The sequence below is a fragment of the bacterium genome (genome assembly GCA_040753555.1).
GTDB lineage: Bacteria > UBA9089 > UBA9088 > UBA9088 > UBA9088 > JBFLYE01.
Window position 1 is genome coordinate 1 of record JBFMDZ010000007.1, and the last position, 19,690, is coordinate 19,690.

The following is a 19,690-nucleotide window of genomic DNA, read 5'->3' on the forward strand; positions in this document are numbered from 1 at the left end:
TTTACCTTAAGATTATAGTCTTTGTTATAGTCTTTGGTTTTAAATTTTAAGTTGTAGTTTTGCATTTTTAGTTTTTAGCTTTAAGTTTTTCAAGAGAAGTTTACAAATTTGCCAAAGTTTAGTTAATTATAAGATTCACGCCGAAGAAGGTAATAAGTATAGATAACAATAAGTTCATCACCCAATTACAGATCGATATCTAAATCACTTCATAAATTACTGAAGGGGATTGATGGTTATAAAATCTCTGGGATGATTTGGGATGCAGTAGACCTTTTGTCCATTACCTTAAGGATTGGTTTTGTTTTTCTTATCTCCCTATAGGGTGTAAGGCTTCCAAATGGAACCATCTTTATTAAACAAGGAATAGAAAAAATGGCAAAAAGCTCATTTCCTATCCCATCTATTTTATAATTCCCATATTCCTCTATCTCTACATCAATGTGGTCATCAAATATATTAAGGGAATAATCGCCAAATAGTCCATAGTTAAAGAGCATTTCTTCAATATCTCCTATATTATAAATCTCATCTTTGGCCTTTAGGCTAAGCTCATATCTTCCGTGAGGGATGATATTCTTTGAAAAGCCAAAACTACAGGGTTTTGTTTCTCTTATGGTTACAAGGTCATCCAATAAATACCTTACAAATGGCGTTGACCTCTTTACAAGGTTTGTTATAACGAGCCTTCCTTTTCCTGTTTCTCCAATATATTTGAGGTTCTCATCAAAGAGCTCAACATAATATGCAGGTAAAATATGCTTTTTGGAACAAGGGCAGGTTAGGGTAAAAAATCCCTCAACTGTAGCATAAGTATTGATATGGATAATCCCAAAATGCTCTTGTATCCTTGAAACACGGGAATTTGAGCAAAGTTCTGCAGTAGATAAGAGAAGCTTAAGTTTTTTTAAGACATCTTCATATTCGTGAGGGTAATCTTCTTTTACAATCCACATCCAGGAAAGAAAGTCTATGGGTGTTCCAGCGATAATGGATGGTTTAAGCCTTACAATTGCCCTGGCAATACGTTCTGGAGGACCAATTGTTGACCTTGCTCCAACATTTGCAACCAGGGCACCATTCTTTACTAAAAGATCGGCAAAGCTTGCCCCGGCAATGGTAAATTCAAGGGTTAAACCATTGATTGCGGTTCTATTTTCTTTTAAAATATCCTTAAGTACTTTATTGTATGGGGAGATCAAAGAAAGAAGATAAGCCCCAGCAAATTCTTTTTCTGTATAAAATGAAGGCGTTGGTGAACCCATTGAGCCTGTTGTCTCACCATACCACATTACCTTATTTTTAAGGACTTTGCTTAATAGGTCATAAGGCGATGCTTCCTTAACCATCTCTTTCCTTACCAAGGGAAGACTTTTAAAATCAGACGGCATTTCTTTATAAAGATTTTTATAAAATAAGGTATTTTTATAAGCATACCTTGCCATCTCCAATGGCTTCATTGCCTTTCTCTTAAGGAACCCCAAAAGAGCCTCTCTCTTTATCTTATCAAACGACCTTTCCTTCATAAGACCACCTCCTTGCCTTTTGTTGACATAGTTTAATACATTTTGAACACATAATGCAATTGGAAAGATTAGCAAAATCTCCTTTTCCCAAATCTACCCCCATTGGACATTCTTTAAGACAGATTCCACAGGATTTACAAAGTTCTTTATTATGGACAATTCTAACTAAAGAAACCTTATTAAAAAGCCCTAATATACCTCCCAGAGGACAGAGAATTCGACAAAACAGCCTTCCTGAGATGAGGATAAACAAACATAGGAAAACAAGACCCAGAATGATATGATATAGAACAAAGGGATTTAGACAAAAAGCTGATTTTCCTGTTGTAAGATAGTATGGAAGGAGCCCATATAACAACCCAGATGGGCAAAGCCATGAACAGAATGTAAAGGGGATAAAAAATGCTAAAATAACAAGAATAAGAGAAAGATATTTGCCATAAATAAGAAATTGGGGAATTTTAATCTTTGGTCTTCTTATCTTATTCAATATATCACTAATTGTTCCAAATGGGCATAGCCAGCCACAAAGGAACCTTCCGAGGGAAAGGGAAAGAAGGATGAGCATCCCTAATATAAAAGATGGCGGTTTTTTTTGGACAAAAAATAGCTGGAGTGAACCAATGGGACAAGCACCCACAGCCATCTCACAGCTAGAACAATTAAGAAAGGGAAGAACACCAAGGCTTGTTCTATCTACAGGACATATCCCAGAAACCCTTATTACCCCAAGTCTTGTAATGACAAAGGAAAGCCATTGGATAAACCATCTGTTTATCTTAAGTTTAATCTCTTTGTTCTTTATAAAAAGTAGGAAAAATAGTAGAGGGAAGATAATAAAAACTATAATGATAAATGGCTTTTTCTCTATCTCTTCAAATTGATATTCCTTTAGCAAGGCGAGATTTTTTATGGAGGGAGAGAGAAAGGAAAGAGATTTTCCATAGGTATTATTCAAGGAGAGAAAATTAAGGTCTCCTAAGAGAAGACCTACAATAATAAGGAATATTCCAAAAAATAATACTTTTTTCATCTCTTTACAACAACTATCCTAACAGGTAATCAACTTATTTTCTCAACCTTTATAAAAACCTCTTTTTAATCTGCTCTATATTATCAGAGCCATATCTTTCAAGAAAGGCATTGGCAATAATGAATGCTGCCATTCCTTCTCCAATAAACGATGCAGCAGGAACTGCGCAGACATCAGATCTTTCCACCGCTGCAAAAGACTCCTTCTTTGTCTCTATATTTACTGAGGAGAGGGGTTTCTTTAAGGTTGGAATGGGTTTCATTGCACACCTTATAATAATGGGTTCTCCATTGCTTACTCCTCCTTCAATTCCACCTGCATTATTCGTCTTTCTATAAAATCCATTTTTGTAAAAGATTTCATCATGCATCTTTGAACCAAATTTTTTTGCTGCCTCAAAACCAAGACCAATCTCGACCCCTTTTATCCCAGGAATGCTCATCAATGCAAAGGCAAGAAGACCATCCAGTCTTCTATCCCAATGGACATATGAGCCCAAACCAACAGGAACGCCTGTTGCGACTATCTCAAATATTCCGCCGAGGGAATCTCCATTTTCAAATGCCTTGTCTATTTCCTTTATCATTAGCCTTTCTTTTTCAATGTCAGCACAAAATAATTGGGAGTCTTTTATCTCAAAAAAAGAGTTGGGTGTTTCCTTTGTCCTTATTCTTCCAATTCCAATCACATACCCTAATATCTCAATCCCAAAGAGGGAAAGCAGGATTTTGCATATACATCCAACTGCACACCTTGCCGCTATCTCCCTCGCAGATGCCCTTTCCAGAACATCCCTTATATCAGAATGGCCATATTTTATTATCCCAGAAAGGTCAGCATGGCCTGGTCTTGGACAAAGGATGGGTTCTACTTTATCCCATTTATTCTTCCAATTCTCCCAATCTTTATTCTTTATATTCATACATAATGGACTTCCTAATGTATATCCCTTCCTTACCCCAGATGTAATCTCTACCTCATCCCTTTCAATCTCCATCCTTCCTCCCCTTCCATAACCCATCTGTCTCTTTACTAATTGCTTATTTATCTCATCTTTATCTATAAAAAGACCAGCGGGAAGCCCTTCAAGGATTGCAGTTAAAGACGATCCATGCGACTCACCCGCGGTTAAGAATCGGAGCATATTTTACCCTCCCAGTACTACTGCATTGTAACATTCTAACTAAAGTTTTACAGTTTTTTCTTTACAATTCAGTAAAGTTTTTTGTAATAACCTCAACTTCTCCTTCTCCTGTTTCTTATTATTGTATAATTCAATGAAAATTGAAAAGCGGAAAGCGGTATCGTTTATTCTTCATTTGACATAGAATATCTACCTTTTATTATACCTCAACCCCAAGAATTTGTCAAGTTTTGGTTTGAAACTTACCCATATCTTTTTAGCTAAAGAAAGGATTTTTGGGAAAATTAGGGTCTCTTTTTTAAAATTGGTATATGTTTAGCTGTTTTTATCAGTTTGAACAATTTAAAATCCCAATGCCCAATGACAAACAAAATCCCAATGACCAAATCCCAATGACAAATTCCATATTGATTGGACATTTGGATTTGGAAATTGGACATTTTTAGTTCGTGCTTTAGGTTTAAAATTTGAGCTAAACACATACAAATAAAGTGTTAAAAACCTGGGCAGGATTTGTTTCTACAAACTTATGGGTAAGTTCCAGTATTCAAAAACTTATTGTGATAGCTTTTTGTCAACAACAAATTTTTTGCATTGTTCAAGCATTTCTTTGGCAAAGGGATTTTCTTTATCAATACCAAGAGCGATTTCAAATTCATTTTCTGCTTCTTTATGGTTATTTGTATGAAAATAGATTGAACCAAGGATAAAATGGGTATAGGTTTTGTTTGGATTTTCCTTTACCAATCTTTCTGCATCCCTGATTATCCCGTCTTTTCCTTCCTTTTTGGCAAAAAGAAATATTCCTGTACCGCCTGTTACATTATTCCTGAATAATAATTGAAATCTATTGTCTTTCAAAATCTTTTCCGCATTAGGAACGCCTCCCCATAAAGCTACCCAAATGTCAGTACAATATGTGTTCAAGATAACATACTTTGCATTCTTATAATCAGGAAAATAATATAAAGGAGCTCTTCTTTGAGAAAAATGGGCGACAAGGTTATCCTGAACAGAAAGTGAGATATCCTTTGGAATTATGGATGTTAGGGTTTTAAACAAAGCCCTCTCCCTTTTTAATTGGTAATACCTCCCAAGATTCTTATATGGGATGGAAAGTAAGGTTTTATCTTTAGCACCATAGAGAGAAAATGATGGATTAAAAGCCTCCATACCAAAATAGTAATTTGCAATAAGGGATGTGCTTAATATTAAAAGGCTTAAGATGATTGGGTTTAATCTTTTAATTAGGCTACATCCATAAATAGCAGAAACTATAGCCCAAGGGAAAATTGGGGCAGAGTATTGAAAAAAAAGAAGGTATTGGGCATCCCATCCAGCCATAAAATGAAGGGCTATCTCAGGAAGGGCAATAAGTATCTCAAAGCTTAATATGGAAAGAAAGCAACAAGGAAGGATAAAAAGGATAATTGTAGTAAGCTTTTCATTAAAGGGAGAAAAAAGGATTTTTAGGGTATTTTGTGGTTTTAAAATAAGGTTTTTTATAATCTCGCCTGGGCTTTCTCCCAAGCCTAATCTTCCAAAATATTTATATGTTTCCGTGGATGTTTCTATTTCTGTTATCTTTTTAAAATATGGAATTACAATAGAAACAATAGAGTATGCCCAAAGGATTCCAATAATAAATGTAATAATGCCAATCTTTTTGTTTATCTTAAAGAAAGAATAAATTCCTAATGCTGTAATTATTAAAGAAACATCCTCTTTTATCATCAAAGAGAAAAGGAGAAAGATAAAATAAAAAACCCATTTTCTTTTTTGAAGAAAATAGAAAGTAAAGAGAAGGAAAAATGGGGCAAGGCAGATTTCATGGAATTCAAAGAGAGCTACCCTTGATAAGAATGGATGGAAAAGATAGGCAAATGAGAATGACAGGCTTAATAGATTGTGTTTTAGCTTATCCTTTGCAATGAGAAATACAGGGATTGCTCCCAATCCAAGGAATAGGCTTTGTAGGAAAAGAAGCATCCTTGGGTCTTGCCAGAGATAATAGAATGGGACAAGGATAAGAAGTGTGGGTGAGAAGTGATAGCTTAAGATGTCTTGGCCAATTATATACTCCTCACTATGAAGGGTTTTACTAATGATTCTTCCCTGAAGAATATTCCAGATAGCCTGATCAAATCTGGCTAAATCATAATGTCCGGTAAGAAATCCATTGTATTGAATTATGGAAAGCCATGAATAAATAGCGATACAAAGGGAGGTTAAGAGAAAAAGAATAAGAAAGCTTATGCTTTTTGGAATGTCTTTGTTTAAATTAAGCAATTGCACATTGAGAAAGACAAAGCTGCTTACTAAAAAGATAAGAAAAAAGACCTTCCAGGTAGAGAAGGAAATGCTTTTATAAAGAAAAAACCCAAAAATTAGTAAGAGATTGCCTAAAATAATTATCCAAAAACCTTTTTTATCCTTTAGCCTTCTGTTTTTCTTTTTCATAAACCCCATTATATATCGTCATTAATCAAAAAGGCAAGTTTAAAACCTGGTGGGTAAAAACACTTGGCACTTTTATTCACCCAATCTTTTAGATAAAATCCTTTGCGGATTTTAAAACATCTTTAACGGTATTTACATTATGAAGAAATCCTTGCAAGAAATAGGTTTGATAGTTATAATAAACAATCACTTTAACAAACAAAAGACATTGGAATATAAAACCCCAAAAGGCATAATTGGTTTTTTAGGAACGACCAGAGGAATAATTTTTGGGCTTTTGCTTAGACATTTTATACCCTCTCTTATTAAGCTTCCAGGGGATGTTTATTATATCTCCTCCCTTCCCTTTACCATTTCTACACATTCTGTTTTTTGGATTTCCATATCTTCCTTTGTTCTTTCTATTCTCTTTTCTATATACCCAGCTCTTTTTGCTTCAAAGATTAGCCTTTCTGATGCACTAAGGGAGGAATGAAGAAGCTTGTATTACTATTGATTGCTTTTGTAATTCTATCTGGAATTATAGTTTTTAAAAAAATAGAATCTAAAGCCTTTAATAAAGCCTGCCAGACAAATAGTATCTCAGCGTATAAATCCTTTTATCATAAATTTCCAATAAGCTTTTATAAAAGGGAGGTTAAATACTGGATAAAAACCTTACAAGCTAATACCTTAGATAGCTATAAAAATTATCTTAAGGAATTTCCAAAAGGCAGATTTGCTAATATAGCCATTAAAAAAGCATCTTCTCTTGAATGGGAAATTACCAAAAAAGAGGATAGATTAGAATCTTATGAAAAATTTATCAACGAATATCCTGCATCTTTGAATATAGAAAAAGCAAAGCAAGAGCTTCCTCGCTTGCGTCTTCAAGAGGCATATAGGGAATTTGCAAAGCTTAATGATATAGATGGAGCAATGTGGGATAGCAATTTGGGCTGGCCAATTATCCTTTCTGATACAACCAAAAGCGACCCGTCCCTTCCTCCTATGGATATGGATGATTTGATTATGATAATGAAGATTATAGAAGGGGAAGAAAACCCAGGTGTAAGCATTGAGCCTTGTAATACTTATCAAAAGGTGCGATATATACCAAGCGAAATAAATAATACCCACCTTGGACAAAGGCTATTTGAGACAGATAGAACCCTGAAGGCTTTAAGCTTTGGAAAAGACCCTATAACCAACGAGACAGTTACATCCTCTCTTTCTGGATTTAAAACCCTTGTAGAGCTTGAGGTCAACAATGAAAATTTTAGAACCGGATATTATGGAAGGATTTGGTTTAAGCCAAAAGAAGTCAATCTTTTTGAAGATGGAAATAGCATTATATTTGATAAAATCATAATGGGTGTAGAGAGTGAAAGTAGGTATTTAGCCCCAAAAGAATTTGCCTCTTTTTTTGAAGAAAATTATATAGAATTTGCTAAGGAGTTGCCTATTTATAAAGAGTTAATTAGAATAGCAAAATTTGTAGCTATTGCAAGGTGGCTCAAAGATAGAGGCTATCTTAATAATTTAGCCCTGTCAGATTACTCAATAAAACCCATTGATACACCATCAAAGACGCCATCTATAAAAGAGATGGTCAGGGAGATGCATAGCGGAACATGGACACAACAATATTTTCTCATAGGAGGGGTAATCCTTGATACAAAGAATACATATATAAAAAGGGATAAGACTAAAGAAAAGGAACAAAGCAAAGACACAGGCATTAAAATTGCACCCAAACCTTATCAAAGGCAAGATAAAATTGCTAAAAAGCCTGCAAAGTTAAAACCATGCAAAACAGCTATATCCTGGAATTTTAAAAAATACAAGGCAGTAGCAATACCCCTTAAGGCAATAAAATAATGATCTAAAGGGTCTATAATAGCAGAGGTTCCGTAATTTTTTGTAAGCCTTTGAAAATAAAAGACTTACATTCATAAGACAGAAAATTTGTAACTATTGATTTGCAAGTACTTACATTAAAATTTGCTAAATTTTTACGGAATGTCTGTTAGTATATTTCTGGTCTTAAATCTAAAATTCAATGTTTATTCCCACTCAATTGTTCCAGGTGGTTTTGAGGTAATATCGTAGACAACCCTGTTTACAGAAGAGACCTCATTTACAATCCGTGTAGCCATTCTTCCTAAAATTTCATAAGGAATCTCTGCCCAATCTGCTGTCATACCGTCAGAAGAAACAACAGCCCTTATAGCAACGACATTCTCGTATGTCCTCTCATCGCCCATTACACCTACAGTCTTTACAGGAAGCAAAACAGCAAATGACTGCCATATCTTATTGTATAGCCCATTTTTCTCTATTTCATCATAGACTATACTATCTGCCTCTTGTAATATTTCTATGTTTTTCTCTGTAATCTCGCCAATTATCCTAATAGCAAGACCAGGCCCTGGAAATGGCTGTCTCCATACTATCTCATCTGGAAGTCCTAATGATGCCGCAATTTCTCTTACCTCATCCTTAAATAACTCCCTAAATGGCTCAATAAGCTTAAGGTTCATATCCAGAGGAAGACCGCCAACATTATGATGTGTCTTTATTGTTGCTGATGGTCCCTTTACACTTGTGCTTTCAATTACATCTGGATATAAAGTTCCCTGAACAAGATAGGAAACGCCCTCAATCTTACGAGCCTCCCTTTCAAATACCTCTATAAATTTATGACCAATTCTTCTCCTCTTTTCTTCAGGGTCAACTACACCAGAAAGAACTTTTAAGAATTCGCTTCTTGCATCAACATAGACAAGGGGGATATTGAAATTTTTTTGAAATACATTTATTATTCTTTCTTCTTCACCTTTTCTTAAAAGCCCGTTGTTCACAAAGATACAGGTTAGATTTTCAGAAATTGCCCTATGGGTAAGAATAGCGGCTGTTGAAGAATCAACACCTCCAGAAAGGCCACAAATTGCCCTTCCTCCATCTACTGTGTTTTTTATATCCTCTATCTTTTCTTCTATAAAGTTTTCAATGAGCCAATTTGGTGTACATTCACAAACCCTGTCATATAAAAAATTGGCAAGTATGTCAATTCCGCAGGGTGTATGGGCTACCTCAGGGTGAAATTGAAGCCCGTAGATTCTCGTTTCTGTATTCCTTATAGCAGCATTTGGTGAATTTGTTGTAAGGCCAATTGCCTCAAATCCATCTGGAAGCTCATCTATAATATCTCCATGGCTCATCCAAACCTCCATTGTAGAGGGAACGCCCCAGAATAGGTCATAAAATTCAGCAACAATAAGCTCAGATGAACCATATTCTTGTTTTTGTGCCCTTCTTACCTTTCCTCCCAAAACCTGCACAATCCATTGCATCCCATAACAAATGCCAAGTATAGGAACGCCTAAGTTAAATATTCTAACATCAGCAGATGGTGCACCCTGAACATAGACAGATGCTGGGCCTCCTGAGAGAATTATTCCTTTAAGGTTGTATTTTTTAAGATGCTCAGCTGTCGTATTGTATGGAAGGATTATTGAAAATACCTTAAGCTCCCGAATTCTTCTTGCAATGAGCTGGGTATATTGTGAGCCAAAATCAAGAATAACAATTGTCTCCCTCACATCAGTTTTGAGTTTTTGAGTTTTAAGTTTTGAGTTTTCTTCATCTTCCCATTCCAATCCTTTGGGCTTGCTGGAAGATTTTTCCTTCTGTTTGAACAGATGGAGCAATTATAAGCTCTGCATTCTGCATCTCTTTAATATTCCTTGCTCCGCAGATACCCATTGCTGTCTTTAGAGCTCCTATAAGATTTTGTGAGCCATCGTCTAAATGGGCTGGTCCATAAAGGATTTGCTCAAGGCTTCCACTTATGCCTGTTTTTATCCTTGTTCCCCTTGGAAGATTTCTATGTGGTGTTGCCATTCCCCAATGATAGCCCTTGCCTGGTGCCTCGTGAACCTTACTAAAGGCAGAGCCAATCATTACAGCGTCACAACCTGCGGCAAATGCCTTACAAATCTCCCCTCCGATTCTCATTCCGCCATCTGTGATTATTGGAACATACCTGCCACTTTTTTTGTAATAAAAATCCCTGGCAGCAGCACAATCTATAGTTGATGTAATCTGGGGAACGCCTACACCAAGCACACCCCTTGTTGTGCAGGCAGCACCAGGCCCTACACCAACAAGGATTCCATCAACCCCTGTTTCCATAAGCTCAAGGACTACATCATAACCTACACAATTTCCAACAATTATGGGAATATCAAGCTCTCTCTTTAGCTTTGAAAAATCCAAGGATGGTTTTTCTCCAGAGATATATTTGACGGTTGTTACAGTTGCCTGAACGACAAATATATCACATCCTGCTTCTTTTGAAAGACATCCAAACCTTTCTGCCCTCTGTGGAATTGATGAAACACAGGCAAATCCACCCTCTTTTTTTATCTCCTCTATTCTTTTTCCAATAAGCTCTTCTTTTATTGGCTCCTCATATACCTTTTGAAGGATATTTGTTGCATTATCAGGGTCTGCATTTACAATCATTTCAATAGCAATTTCTGGATTTTCATATCTTGTCTGTATTCCTTCAAGATTAAGGACGCCAAATCCACCAAGCTTTGTCATAAGGGATGCCATTTTAACATCCATTACGCCATCCATTGCAGATGCAATTATGGGAATTTGAAATTTAGCCCCTCCTATTTCCCAAGAAGTATCAACATAATCGGGATCAATAGTTATTTTCCCCGGGACAATGGCAACCTCTTCAAAACCATAAGCCCTCCTTGCCCTTCTATCTATTCCAATCCATTCACCCATTGCGATAAATTATAAATTATAATAGATAGATTGTCAATTAGAAGGGGTGATTGTCTTTCTTGGTTTTCCACAGGAAAACTCGCCCTCTGGGCAGGGGCCTATAACGCAGGGAGGACCAGAATTAAGGAATATATTTGGGGCAATATCTTTAACAAGACAAAGCATCTTATCTGCCATATCCCTTATTTCCCATTGTGCCCTATTGCAACACCTTAATCTAAAAAAGTGCATAAGCTCCCTTGCATTCATTGTCATAATGAGCTTTGTTGAAAATGCTTGAGGCAAAATATACCTTGCATCCTCCTTTGGGACACCATCCTCAACAAGCTTATGGTAAAAATTAACCATATCTTCTATCTTTTTTGAGAAGCTATCTTTGTCTTTTATTGTCTCTGGGATTACATAGTTTGCTTTATCAAAAAATACATACCTTTGTGATTGCTGGGAGTAGCTGGCAATCCTGTGTCTGACAAGCTGATGAGAACAAGCCCTTGATATGCCAGATATGGAGAATGTAAAGGAGATATGCTCGAATACAGACAAATGACCCATTTTTAACAGCTTATCAATGAGGGGCTTTGGGTTTTTTGGCTTTTTGTCCTCTTTTGAATAGCAAAGGGATGCTGCCCTTGCTACAAGAGCCTCTGGCTCTGGTGTATGGCTAATAACCTCTACCTCCACCTTTTTTTCTTTTTAATAGGTGGATGAGATAATTCTTCCTTAATCCTTACCTCGGGAAGATTATGTAAAACGCCGCCATAAGATGTAGGATGGATATTTAAAAGCCTATTTCTTACAGCATATAAACTTGCTGGGTTTACGGTATAGAGCAAAGGAAGGTTTTCAGAAACAATATATTGCCACCTGTCATACAATAGCTTTCTCTTTTTGTTGTCAAGCTCCTGACAACCTTTATTAAATATCTTGTCTATCTCTTTTTCCCAAGGAGAAAGATTTATCTTCCAAATTTCTTTGTCCTTCTCATTTTGTGGCTCTGGATTCCAAAGGTGTAATTGCCCGGTAGATTCCCAGACATTCTTTCCAGAATGTGGCTCTATGACGCCTGTGAAGCCAATTAAAACAGCATCCCAATTATGTGAAGATGTAAGCATCTCAACCAGTTTGTTAAAATCAATGGGAGCAAAGGTAACACCCAAGCCAATATCTCTTAAATCCTTTGTAATGATTGCTCCAATATCCTTTCCCTGGGTATTTTCTGCATTTGTTAAAAGGATAAATTTTATTGGACATCCATTTCTATCTTCCCTTATTCCATCCTTGTTTCTATCAATAAAACCTATTTCATCAAGGATTTTCCTTGCCTTTCTTGGGTTGTATGCATATTTAATAACATTCGGATTATAAAAGAAACCGGCCGCTTCCTCCATAGAAGAATCTTGAGGAAAGCCAAGGCCTGATAAACAATTGTTAATAATTGTCTTCTTATCTATACAATGGGCAATTGCCCTTCTAAATGAATGGTTAGAAAACCAAGCCTTTTTTTGATATATAGGGCTTTGATTGAATGCAACAAATGTTGTTCCAAATGCAGGGCCACAATTGTATAGGGTATAATTCCCGCTCTTTTCTCCCTCCTTAAGATTTGCAAAATCCTTTCCCATTACAGAAAGAATATCTATTTCACCTGCCTGGAAGCTGGCAAGCTGAGCCTCTCTATCGGGAACAATAAATGTAACTATCCTTTCAATATAGGGAAACCTATTTCCATCTTTATCCCTTTTCCAATAATTTGGGTTTCTTATGTATGTAATCCTCTCACCTGGTTTATATTCCTTCATCATAAAAGGTCCTGTTCCTATAATCTCTCTTGGCTTTGTATTTACACCCCAGGCTGAGGTAAATGTTTTAGAATCAACATATCTCTTTAAAATATGCTTTGGAAGGATAGGAAAACCAAGTTGATGAAGAAGTGGAGCAAATGGCTTTGGAAGGGTAAATTCAATCGTATATGTTCCAAGCTTTTTAACAATAAGCTTCTTTCCATCTATTGTAAAAACATCTTTCGCTGATGTTGGAATATCTTTGTTATAGATAAGGCGATTATATGTAAAAACAACATCGTCTGCTGTAAATGGCATTCCATCAAACCACTTAACATCCTCCCTTAAATTAAATGTCCATCTCTTTCCATCGGGGCTATATTTCCAAGATTTGGCAAGAGAGGGTTTAATTTCTAGTGTTATTCCATCCCTCTCTGTTAAGCCTTCAAAGAGAAATGCTAATACACCAGAGCTTGATGTCTCATTGGAAATAATAAGGTTAAATGTCTTTGGGTCAGAGGTGGTTGAGAGATAGAGGGTATTCTCTAAAGGACAAAAGGAAAGAGCAGGAACAAGCAACAAAAGGAAAAATATTCTTTTCATTACCTAAATTATATATAGTTATTAAGTCTTTCGTCTAGGATTTTATTTCTTTCTTTTTGTCAGCACCCAATAGAAATGTTTTTAAATCTTTGTAACTACTTAAGGTTCTTAATGTACAAATTGGGTATGTATATCTCCTCCTCTAAATGCCTCGTCATTAAGAATTTTTTGATGGAAGGGGATAGTTGTTTTTATTCCATCAATGACAAATTCATCCAATGCCCTTTTTGCCCTAACCATTACTTCCTCCCTATTCCTTCCTTGAACAATAAGCTTGGCAAGAAGGGAATCATAAAATGGAACAATCTCATAATCTGCATAGATATGGGTATCAACCCTTATGCCAATTCCACCTGGGATATGAAGCCCTGTAATCTTTCCAGGGGATGGTGCAAAGTTATTCTCCGTGTCCTGGGCGTTTATCCTAAATTCCATAGAATGACCTGACATTACAATCTGGCTTTGGGTAATGCCAAGACGCTCTCCTGATGCAAGCCTTATTTGCTCCTTTACAATATCAATTCCTGTAATTGCCTCTGTTACAGGATGTTCAACCTGAATCCTCGTGTTCATTTCAAGGAAATAGAACCTCTTTTTCTCATCAACAAGAAATTCAATCGTTCCAATATTTGTATATCCTGCCTCCTTTGCAATCTTTATAGCCGCCCTTCCCAAATCCCTTCTTAACCTTTCGTCAACTATTGCTGATGGAGATTCCTCTATCAATTTTTGATGCTTTACCTGGATAGAACATTCCCTTTCGCCAAGATGAATAGCCCTTCCAAAATTATCCATTAGAATTTGAATCTCAATATGCCTTGCCTTTTCTATGAATTTTTCAATATAAACCTCATCTGTGCCAAAGGCATTCTTTGCTTCAACTTGAGCCATTTTAAACCCCTCCTCAAATCCATCCTTGTTGTTTATTATCCTTATTCCCTTTCCTCCTCCTCCACCAGAAGCTTTAAGCATAATAGGAAAGCCTATCTTCTCTGCCAATTTTTCTCCCTCTTTATAGTCAACTATAGATTTTATTGAGCCAGGGATTATAGGAACACCTGCCTTTTTTGCTATTTTTCTTGCCTCTATTTTATCTCCCATCTTCCTTATACTTGCTGGATAAGGGCCAATAAAGGCAATGGAATGCTTTAGACAGGCTTCTGCAAAATCTGCATTCTCTGCCAAAAAGCCATATCCTGGATGTATAGCTTCTGCACCAATTACCTCTGCTGCACTAATTATTCTTGATGAAAGGAGATAGCTCTCGGATGGAGGGGCTGGACCAATACATATTGCCTCATCTGCAAAGGATATGTGTAATGATGTAGCGTCTGCATCTGAATAAATGGCTGCTGTCTTAATCCCCATCTCCTTTGCAGAGCGAATTATCCTTAAGGCAATTTCTGCCCTATTGGCTATTAAAATCTTTCCAAACATAGTAATTATTATACTTTAAGCTAAAAGATAAAAACAAATAAATTTTACTCTTTTTTTCTCATATCTTACCAGCACATATAGGTTGTATATGGGTTGCCAAAGGTATCGTTATAAGAGCAATTAATAAACACCTCACCTGTATATGTTCCTAATGTAACATACATCCATCCTCCATAGTTCCTGTTAGGGTTAGTATCATCCCATTCCCTAGTGTTTGCAGAGAATATCTCAGCGTTATCAATGCTAATGCCACCACCACCTGTATTCAATGTCCTTCTCAAAAGGGCATAGGGGATTTTATCAAATGGCTTTCCCTCTGGGTTAAGGTCTGGATTTGTTAATGCATTTGATGCTTCATCTCCACTAGTTGGCCATGCAAACTTCCCATACTCCTTTTCTGAATACTCAACAATAGCGGCATAGATGTTCTTAAGGTTTTTTCCTGTTGCCTTTTCACGAGACCTGTCTAGAAGAAGACCTAATCTAGGAAGGAGCATTGCTAGTAAAGTCCCCATAATTGCAATAACAACCATTAACTCAATTAATGTAAATCCTTTGTTCTTCATAGAAAATAAAAAAGGGGGCACAAAACCCCCTTTTATCTCTTTTTCCCTATCTTACCAGCACATATAGGTTGTGTATTCGTTGCCAAAGGTGTCATCCTCGCTACAATTAATAAACACCTCGCCTGTATATGTTCCTATTGTAACATACATCCAGCCTCCCTTATTTCTGCTGTCATTAGCACTATCCCATACCCTAGAGTTTGCCTTGTATATCTCACCGCTATCAATGTTAAGATTCGTATTTGTATTCAATGTCCTTCTTAAAAGGGCATATGGGATTTTGTCAAATGACTTTCCCTCTGGGTTATAATTTTGGTTGGTCAATGCATCTTTTACATTATCAAGTGAATCAGCCTGTGCACCCCTTGGCCACACAAACTTCCCATGCTCTTTCTCTGAATACTCAACAATAGCAGCATATATATTTTTAAGGTTCTTTCCACTTGCCTTCTCACGGCTTCTGTCAATTAGAAGGCCTACGCGGGGAAGAAGCATTGCTAGTAAGATTCCAATGATTGCTACAACAATCATTAGCTCTATCAATGTAAAGCCTTTTCTCTTCATCTTTTCTCACCCCCTTTTTATAAAAATTATATTTTTTTCAATACTTTTAAAGTATTGTATTTATTCTAATAAATATTACTATAAAAATTAGTTTTTGTCAAGGATTTTTTTGAAATGTGTAGTTACAATATCAAAATGTTGAAAACTAGTTGGCTTTCTTTGTAAAACTTTATATGGTTAATTCTGAAGACTTATGAAACATACTATAATCTTCTAATCACTCATCACTGACCACTGATCACTTTTTCTCTATTGACCTGCTTTTCTTACAGGTGAATAGTTACATTTTTTGTTTTATTTACAATTTATAACTTACAATCTATAATTATTAAATGGAATTCATAGCAGATTTTCACCTCCATTCAAAGTATAGCAGGGCAACAAGCAAGGATATGGATATTCCTGAAATGAGCAAATATGCCAAACTAAAAGGTATTTCCCTCCTTGGCTCTTCTGATTTTACCCATCCTGTCTGGCTTTCTAACCTTAAAGCACATTTAAAAGAAACAGAAGGCAATCTTTTTGATTACAAAGGTATGAAATTCATCCTGACATCTGAGGTATCCAATATCTATAAGGATAAGGATAAGTTTGCCAAGATTCATATTATCATTTTTTCTCCATGCCTTGAGACCTGCGATAGGATAAATGAAAGATTGCAAAGATATGGAAGCCTTTTTGCTGATGGAAGACCCATCCTTTCCCTTTCCTCTCCTGATTTGGTAAAGATGCTTCTTGATATAGATGAGAGAATCTTTATTGTTCCAGCCCATATCTGGACACCACATTTCTCTGTATTTGGAGCAAATTCAGGCTTTAATTCAATAAGCGAATGCTTTAAGGATGAGGCCTCTAATATATATTGTTTGGAAACAGGGCTTTCATCTGATCCAAAAATGAATTGGAGGCTATCTATGCTTGACAAATATACCCTCATTTCAAACTCTGATGCCCATTCTCCAGCAAAGATTGGAAGGGAGGCAAATGTTTTTAATTGTGAAATAAGCTATAACGCAATTATCTCTTGCTTAAAAAATAAGGATAAAACCAAATTTTTAAAGACACTAGAGTTTTTTCCAGAGGAGGGAAAATACCACTACGATGGCCATAGGAATTGTGAAATTTCCCTTTCTCCAGATGAGACAAAGAGGCTAAATTTAAAATGCCCAAAATGTGGGAAAAAATTGACCATTGGTGTAATGTATAGGGTTTGTGAGCTTTCTGACAGGGAAGATGGCTTTATTCCAGAAAATTCTATTCCCTATAAAAACCTTATACCATTAGATGAAATTATAGGAGATGCCCTTGAAAAGGAGCCTACATCTGTTGTTGTAAAAAGGGAGTATCTCTCTATGGTTGAAAATATAGGGTCTGAATTTGATATTTTGCTTAAAAAATCAGAAGATGAGCTTAAAAGGGAGGTTCCTCAAAAAATATATGAGGGGATTATGAATGTAAGAAAAGGGATGATTGATATAGAGCCTGGATATGATGGTGTTTATGGAAAGATAGTGATATTTAAAAAAGAGAAAAAAACACAGAAACAGATGAGCCTTTTTTAGATGAAAATTAGTGTTTCTCTTTTTGTTCTAGCCCTTTTTATCCTTATCTACTTTTTTGATGCTGCCACCTTAAGTGGATTCTGGATAACTGGGGACTTGGGATATTCTGACCTTACAGACTATTACTTTCCCCTTAAGTGCTACCTGGGAGAATGCCTTAAGAATTTTTCTTTACCCTTATGGTGTCCTTCTATTCTATCGGGAATACCGATATTGAGCGAGGGGGAGATTGGTGCATTTCATCCATTAAATCTTATCTTTTTCTTAATTTTAGACCCTTTCTCTGCCTATAATTTAACAACAATAATCTCATTTTTTATAGCAGGGTTTTCAATATTCTTATTCTGCCAAGCTATTGGCTTAAAATTCTTCCCATCTATTTTATCCTCAATATCCTTTACATTTTCTGGCTATCTTATAACCCACCTTAAACACCCATCTAATTTGATGACAGCCTCTTTTTTTCCATTCTTGTTTTATTTTGCAGAGGGGTTTATTAAGGAAGGAAAAATAATTTTTATCTTTTTAGGAGGAATTATCCTTTGTTTGCAGGTTTTTTCTGGCCATCCCCAAATTATGGTCTATACAAATTTTGCATTATTTCTTTACTTTATCTTTCGTTTTATTAGTATATTTTTAGATGAGAGAAAAAAGAAAAAAAGAAAATTTTTGCCTTTATTTCTTAAGATTTCCTTTCTTCCCCTGATAATACTAATCGGAATTTCTCTTTCTTGCTGCCAGCTTTTTCCAACATTTGAGCTGCTTAAGCACTCAGGAAGAAAGTTTGGCGAAGCGATACATGAGCTTTCCAGGTTTCCATTTCACCCAAAGGAGCTTATAAACTTTGTCCTTCCATATTTTTATGGAGACCCTGCATTAGCTACATATAAAACAAAATGGAATAGCCTTTTCTGGGAAAATACAGGCTATATTGGAATCCTTCCTTTAATATTTTCCTTTGCTTCTTTATTAGGAATAAAAAAGAACAGGTATATTTTATTTTTTGCCACCTCCTCTCTATTTTTCCTCCTCCTTTCATTTGGAAAATATAGCCCATTTTTATTTCTCCTTAAAATGTCTCCATTCTCAAGCTATAGGTTTCCAAACAGATTTCTCCTTCTTGTAGATTTTTGCCTGGCAATATTAGGAGGCTTCGGAATCCAGCTTATTCTTGAGAAGATAAAAAGATTGCCTCTAAAAATAAGCCTTTATGTTCTTATAATTGCCATTACATTTCTTGATTTATATAGATTTGGAGCACACCATAACCCAACCGTTCCAATGAAGGATTGGAAGAAAATCCCGGAGGTTGTCCAATTCCTTAAAAGCGATAAGGATATATTTAGGGTTTATTCTGTTGGAACAATTATAAGCAGGAATACACTATATCACAAGTATGGCTGGCTTAAAAACAAAAAATGGCATCTTCAAAATAGAGAAACCCTATCTGTCAACACAAATGCAATTTATGGCATTCAAAGCCCTGGGATTTATCTTACCCTGTTTCCATTAAGGCCATTCATATTTGAGATGAAGCTAGCGGATGGCTTTATCCTGGATTCTTTAAATTTAACAGGCATTGTCCCAGATAACACAATAAAAATTTTAAGCCTTCTTAATGTAAAATACCTTGTCTCCTGCTTTTTCCTTTCTGGTCAGGGGATTGAGCTGGTAAAGGAGATTAAAATTGATTGGGAGCTTCCCTCTGTTAAGCTTTATAGGAATAACAATGTTTTACAAAGGGCATTCATTGTTCCCTGTGCAAAAAAAATCTATGACCCAAATACAATAATTAATGAGATTCTAAAGGATGAATTTGACCCAAGATATGAGGTAATATTGGAGGAAGAAGGGTCTTCTGGCTTATTTTCTCTCCTTGGCTCATCCTGCAGGATAGAGGATTATAGAAGGGATTATGTAAAGATAGCTTGCGATATGAAGGCAGATGGCTATCTTTTCCTTTCAGATTCCAATTACCCTGGGTGGAAGGCGTATATTAAGAGTCAGGAGTCAGGAGTCAGGAGTCAGGAGTCAGAGGTGAAGGTTTTTTATGCAAATTGTGCATTTAGGGCTGTATTTTTAAAGAAAGGGAACTACGAGGTTATTTTTCGCTATAAACCAAGCTCATTTTATAAAGGAGGAATTATAAGTTTTGTTGCTTTTTTATTGGTTATTTGTTTATTATTTAAATTTAAAGGTTGCAAAATTTAAATTTATGTTTTATAATTA

The 19,690-nt window shown here is 35.9% G+C and carries 15 protein-coding genes; 4 read left to right on the forward strand and 11 right to left on the reverse strand.

The window, feature by feature from the left end:
* Window positions 1–236 precede the first annotated feature (236 nt).
* From AB1630_01300 to AB1630_01315, 4 genes are all read right to left on the reverse strand, one after another.
* Entirely contained in the window at window positions 237–1,526 is a 1,290-nt protein-coding gene (locus tag AB1630_01300) for a phenylacetate--CoA ligase family protein (protein ID MEW6102445.1), read from the reverse strand.
* Window positions 1,507–2,559, reverse strand: coding sequence for a 4Fe-4S binding protein (locus AB1630_01305; protein ID MEW6102446.1), 1,053 nt, complete (start codon window positions 2,557–2,559; stop codon window positions 1,507–1,509). Before AB1630_01305 ends, AB1630_01300 begins: the two co-directional genes overlap by 20 nt.
* 49 nt (window positions 2,560–2,608) lie before the next feature.
* On the reverse strand, window positions 2,609–3,703 hold the full coding sequence (gene aroC, locus AB1630_01310) for a chorismate synthase (protein ID MEW6102447.1): 1,095 nt from the start codon (window positions 3,701–3,703) through the stop codon (window positions 2,609–2,611).
* A gap of 555 nt (window positions 3,704–4,258) precedes the next feature.
* Window positions 4,259–6,163, reverse strand: coding sequence for a DUF2079 domain-containing protein (locus AB1630_01315; protein ID MEW6102448.1), 1,905 nt, complete (start codon window positions 6,161–6,163; stop codon window positions 4,259–4,261).
* A 139-nt stretch (window positions 6,164–6,302) separates the two neighbouring features.
* On the opposite strand from AB1630_01315, the gene AB1630_01320 reads away from it, so the two are divergent.
* Together AB1630_01320 and AB1630_01325 are read left to right on the forward strand one after the other, a co-directional pair.
* A complete protein-coding gene (locus tag AB1630_01320; protein MEW6102449.1) occupies window positions 6,303–6,638 on the forward strand; it encodes a hypothetical protein in 336 nt (111 codons plus the stop codon).
* The gene (locus AB1630_01325; GenBank protein ID MEW6102450.1) at window positions 6,635–8,023 is read left to right on the forward strand and encodes a hypothetical protein; all 1,389 of its coding nucleotides are present in this window, start codon (window positions 6,635–6,637) and stop codon (window positions 8,021–8,023) included. The genes AB1630_01320 and AB1630_01325 overlap by 4 nt, the downstream gene beginning before the upstream one ends.
* 185 nt (window positions 8,024–8,208) lie before the next feature.
* Here the strand turns inward: AB1630_01325 and guaA are convergent, their stop codons facing one another.
* The 7 genes from guaA to AB1630_01360 all read right to left on the reverse strand — a co-directional run bounded on the left by guaA (window position 8,209) and on the right by AB1630_01360 (window position 15,899).
* Window positions 8,209–9,747: a glutamine-hydrolyzing GMP synthase gene (guaA, locus tag AB1630_01330; protein ID MEW6102451.1), complete on the reverse strand. Its 1,539-nt coding sequence runs from the start codon at window positions 9,745–9,747 to the stop codon at window positions 8,209–8,211.
* Between the two features lie 40 nt (window positions 9,748–9,787).
* On the reverse strand, window positions 9,788–10,948 hold the full coding sequence (locus AB1630_01335) for a GuaB3 family IMP dehydrogenase-related protein (GenBank protein ID MEW6102452.1): 1,161 nt from the start codon (window positions 10,946–10,948) through the stop codon (window positions 9,788–9,790).
* A 33-nt stretch (window positions 10,949–10,981) separates the two neighbouring features.
* Window positions 10,982–11,629 (reverse strand): FAD-dependent thymidylate synthase, encoded by a 648-nt coding sequence (gene thyX, locus AB1630_01340; GenBank protein MEW6102453.1) that lies wholly within the window; start codon window positions 11,627–11,629, stop codon window positions 10,982–10,984.
* Window positions 11,620–13,332: an ABC transporter substrate-binding protein gene (locus AB1630_01345; protein ID MEW6102454.1), complete on the reverse strand. Its 1,713-nt coding sequence runs from the start codon at window positions 13,330–13,332 to the stop codon at window positions 11,620–11,622. Before AB1630_01345 ends, thyX begins: the two co-directional genes overlap by 10 nt.
* A 108-nt stretch (window positions 13,333–13,440) precedes the next feature.
* Entirely contained in the window at window positions 13,441–14,769 is a 1,329-nt protein-coding gene (gene accC, locus AB1630_01350; GenBank protein ID MEW6102455.1) for an acetyl-CoA carboxylase biotin carboxylase subunit, read from the reverse strand.
* 65 nt (window positions 14,770–14,834) lie between these two features.
* Window positions 14,835–15,335, reverse strand: coding sequence for a type II secretion system protein (locus AB1630_01355; protein MEW6102456.1), 501 nt, complete (start codon window positions 15,333–15,335; stop codon window positions 14,835–14,837).
* A gap of 51 nt (window positions 15,336–15,386) precedes the next feature.
* A complete protein-coding gene (locus AB1630_01360; GenBank protein MEW6102457.1) occupies window positions 15,387–15,899 on the reverse strand; it encodes a type II secretion system protein in 513 nt (170 codons plus the stop codon).
* 332 nt (window positions 15,900–16,231) lie between these two features.
* Here AB1630_01360 and AB1630_01365 point away from each other — a divergent pair, with 332 nt between their 5' ends.
* On the forward strand, window positions 16,232–17,461 hold the full coding sequence (locus tag AB1630_01365; GenBank protein MEW6102458.1) for an endonuclease Q family protein: 1,230 nt from the start codon (window positions 16,232–16,234) through the stop codon (window positions 17,459–17,461).
* Complete coding sequence (locus AB1630_01370) at window positions 17,462–19,672, forward strand: hypothetical protein (GenBank protein ID MEW6102459.1); 2,211 nt, start codon at window positions 17,462–17,464, stop codon at window positions 19,670–19,672.
* Window positions 19,673–19,690 lie beyond the last annotated feature (18 nt).

Excerpts from the sequence above, each read along its gene's own strand:
- AB1630_01335 (MEW6102452.1), bottom strand. The coding sequence starts at position 10,948 with ATGGGTGAATGGATTGGAATAGATAGAAGGGCAAGGAGGGCTTATGGT.
- aroC (MEW6102447.1), bottom strand. The coding sequence starts at position 3,703 with ATGCTCCGATTCTTAACCGCGGGTGAGTCGCATGGATCGTCTTTAACT.
- AB1630_01370 (MEW6102459.1), top strand. The coding sequence starts at position 17,462 with ATGAAAATTAGTGTTTCTCTTTTTGTTCTAGCCCTTTTTATCCTTATC.
- AB1630_01320 (MEW6102449.1), top strand. The coding sequence starts at position 6,303 with ATGAAGAAATCCTTGCAAGAAATAGGTTTGATAGTTATAATAAACAAT.
- AB1630_01360 (MEW6102457.1), bottom strand. The coding sequence starts at position 15,899 with ATGAAGAGAAAAGGCTTTACATTGATAGAGCTAATGATTGTTGTAGCA.
- accC (MEW6102455.1), bottom strand. The coding sequence starts at position 14,769 with ATGTTTGGAAAGATTTTAATAGCCAATAGGGCAGAAATTGCCTTAAGG.
- AB1630_01325 (MEW6102450.1), top strand. The coding sequence starts at position 6,635 with ATGAAGAAGCTTGTATTACTATTGATTGCTTTTGTAATTCTATCTGGA.
- AB1630_01355 (MEW6102456.1), bottom strand. The coding sequence starts at position 15,335 with ATGAAGAACAAAGGATTTACATTAATTGAGTTAATGGTTGTTATTGCA.
- AB1630_01300 (MEW6102445.1), bottom strand. The coding sequence starts at position 1,526 with ATGAAGGAAAGGTCGTTTGATAAGATAAAGAGAGAGGCTCTTTTGGGG.
- AB1630_01365 (MEW6102458.1), top strand. The coding sequence starts at position 16,232 with ATGGAATTCATAGCAGATTTTCACCTCCATTCAAAGTATAGCAGGGCA.
- AB1630_01345 (MEW6102454.1), bottom strand. The coding sequence starts at position 13,332 with ATGAAAAGAATATTTTTCCTTTTGTTGCTTGTTCCTGCTCTTTCCTTT.
- AB1630_01305 (MEW6102446.1), bottom strand. The coding sequence starts at position 2,559 with ATGAAAAAAGTATTATTTTTTGGAATATTCCTTATTATTGTAGGTCTT.
- AB1630_01315 (MEW6102448.1), bottom strand. The coding sequence starts at position 6,163 with ATGAAAAAGAAAAACAGAAGGCTAAAGGATAAAAAAGGTTTTTGGATA.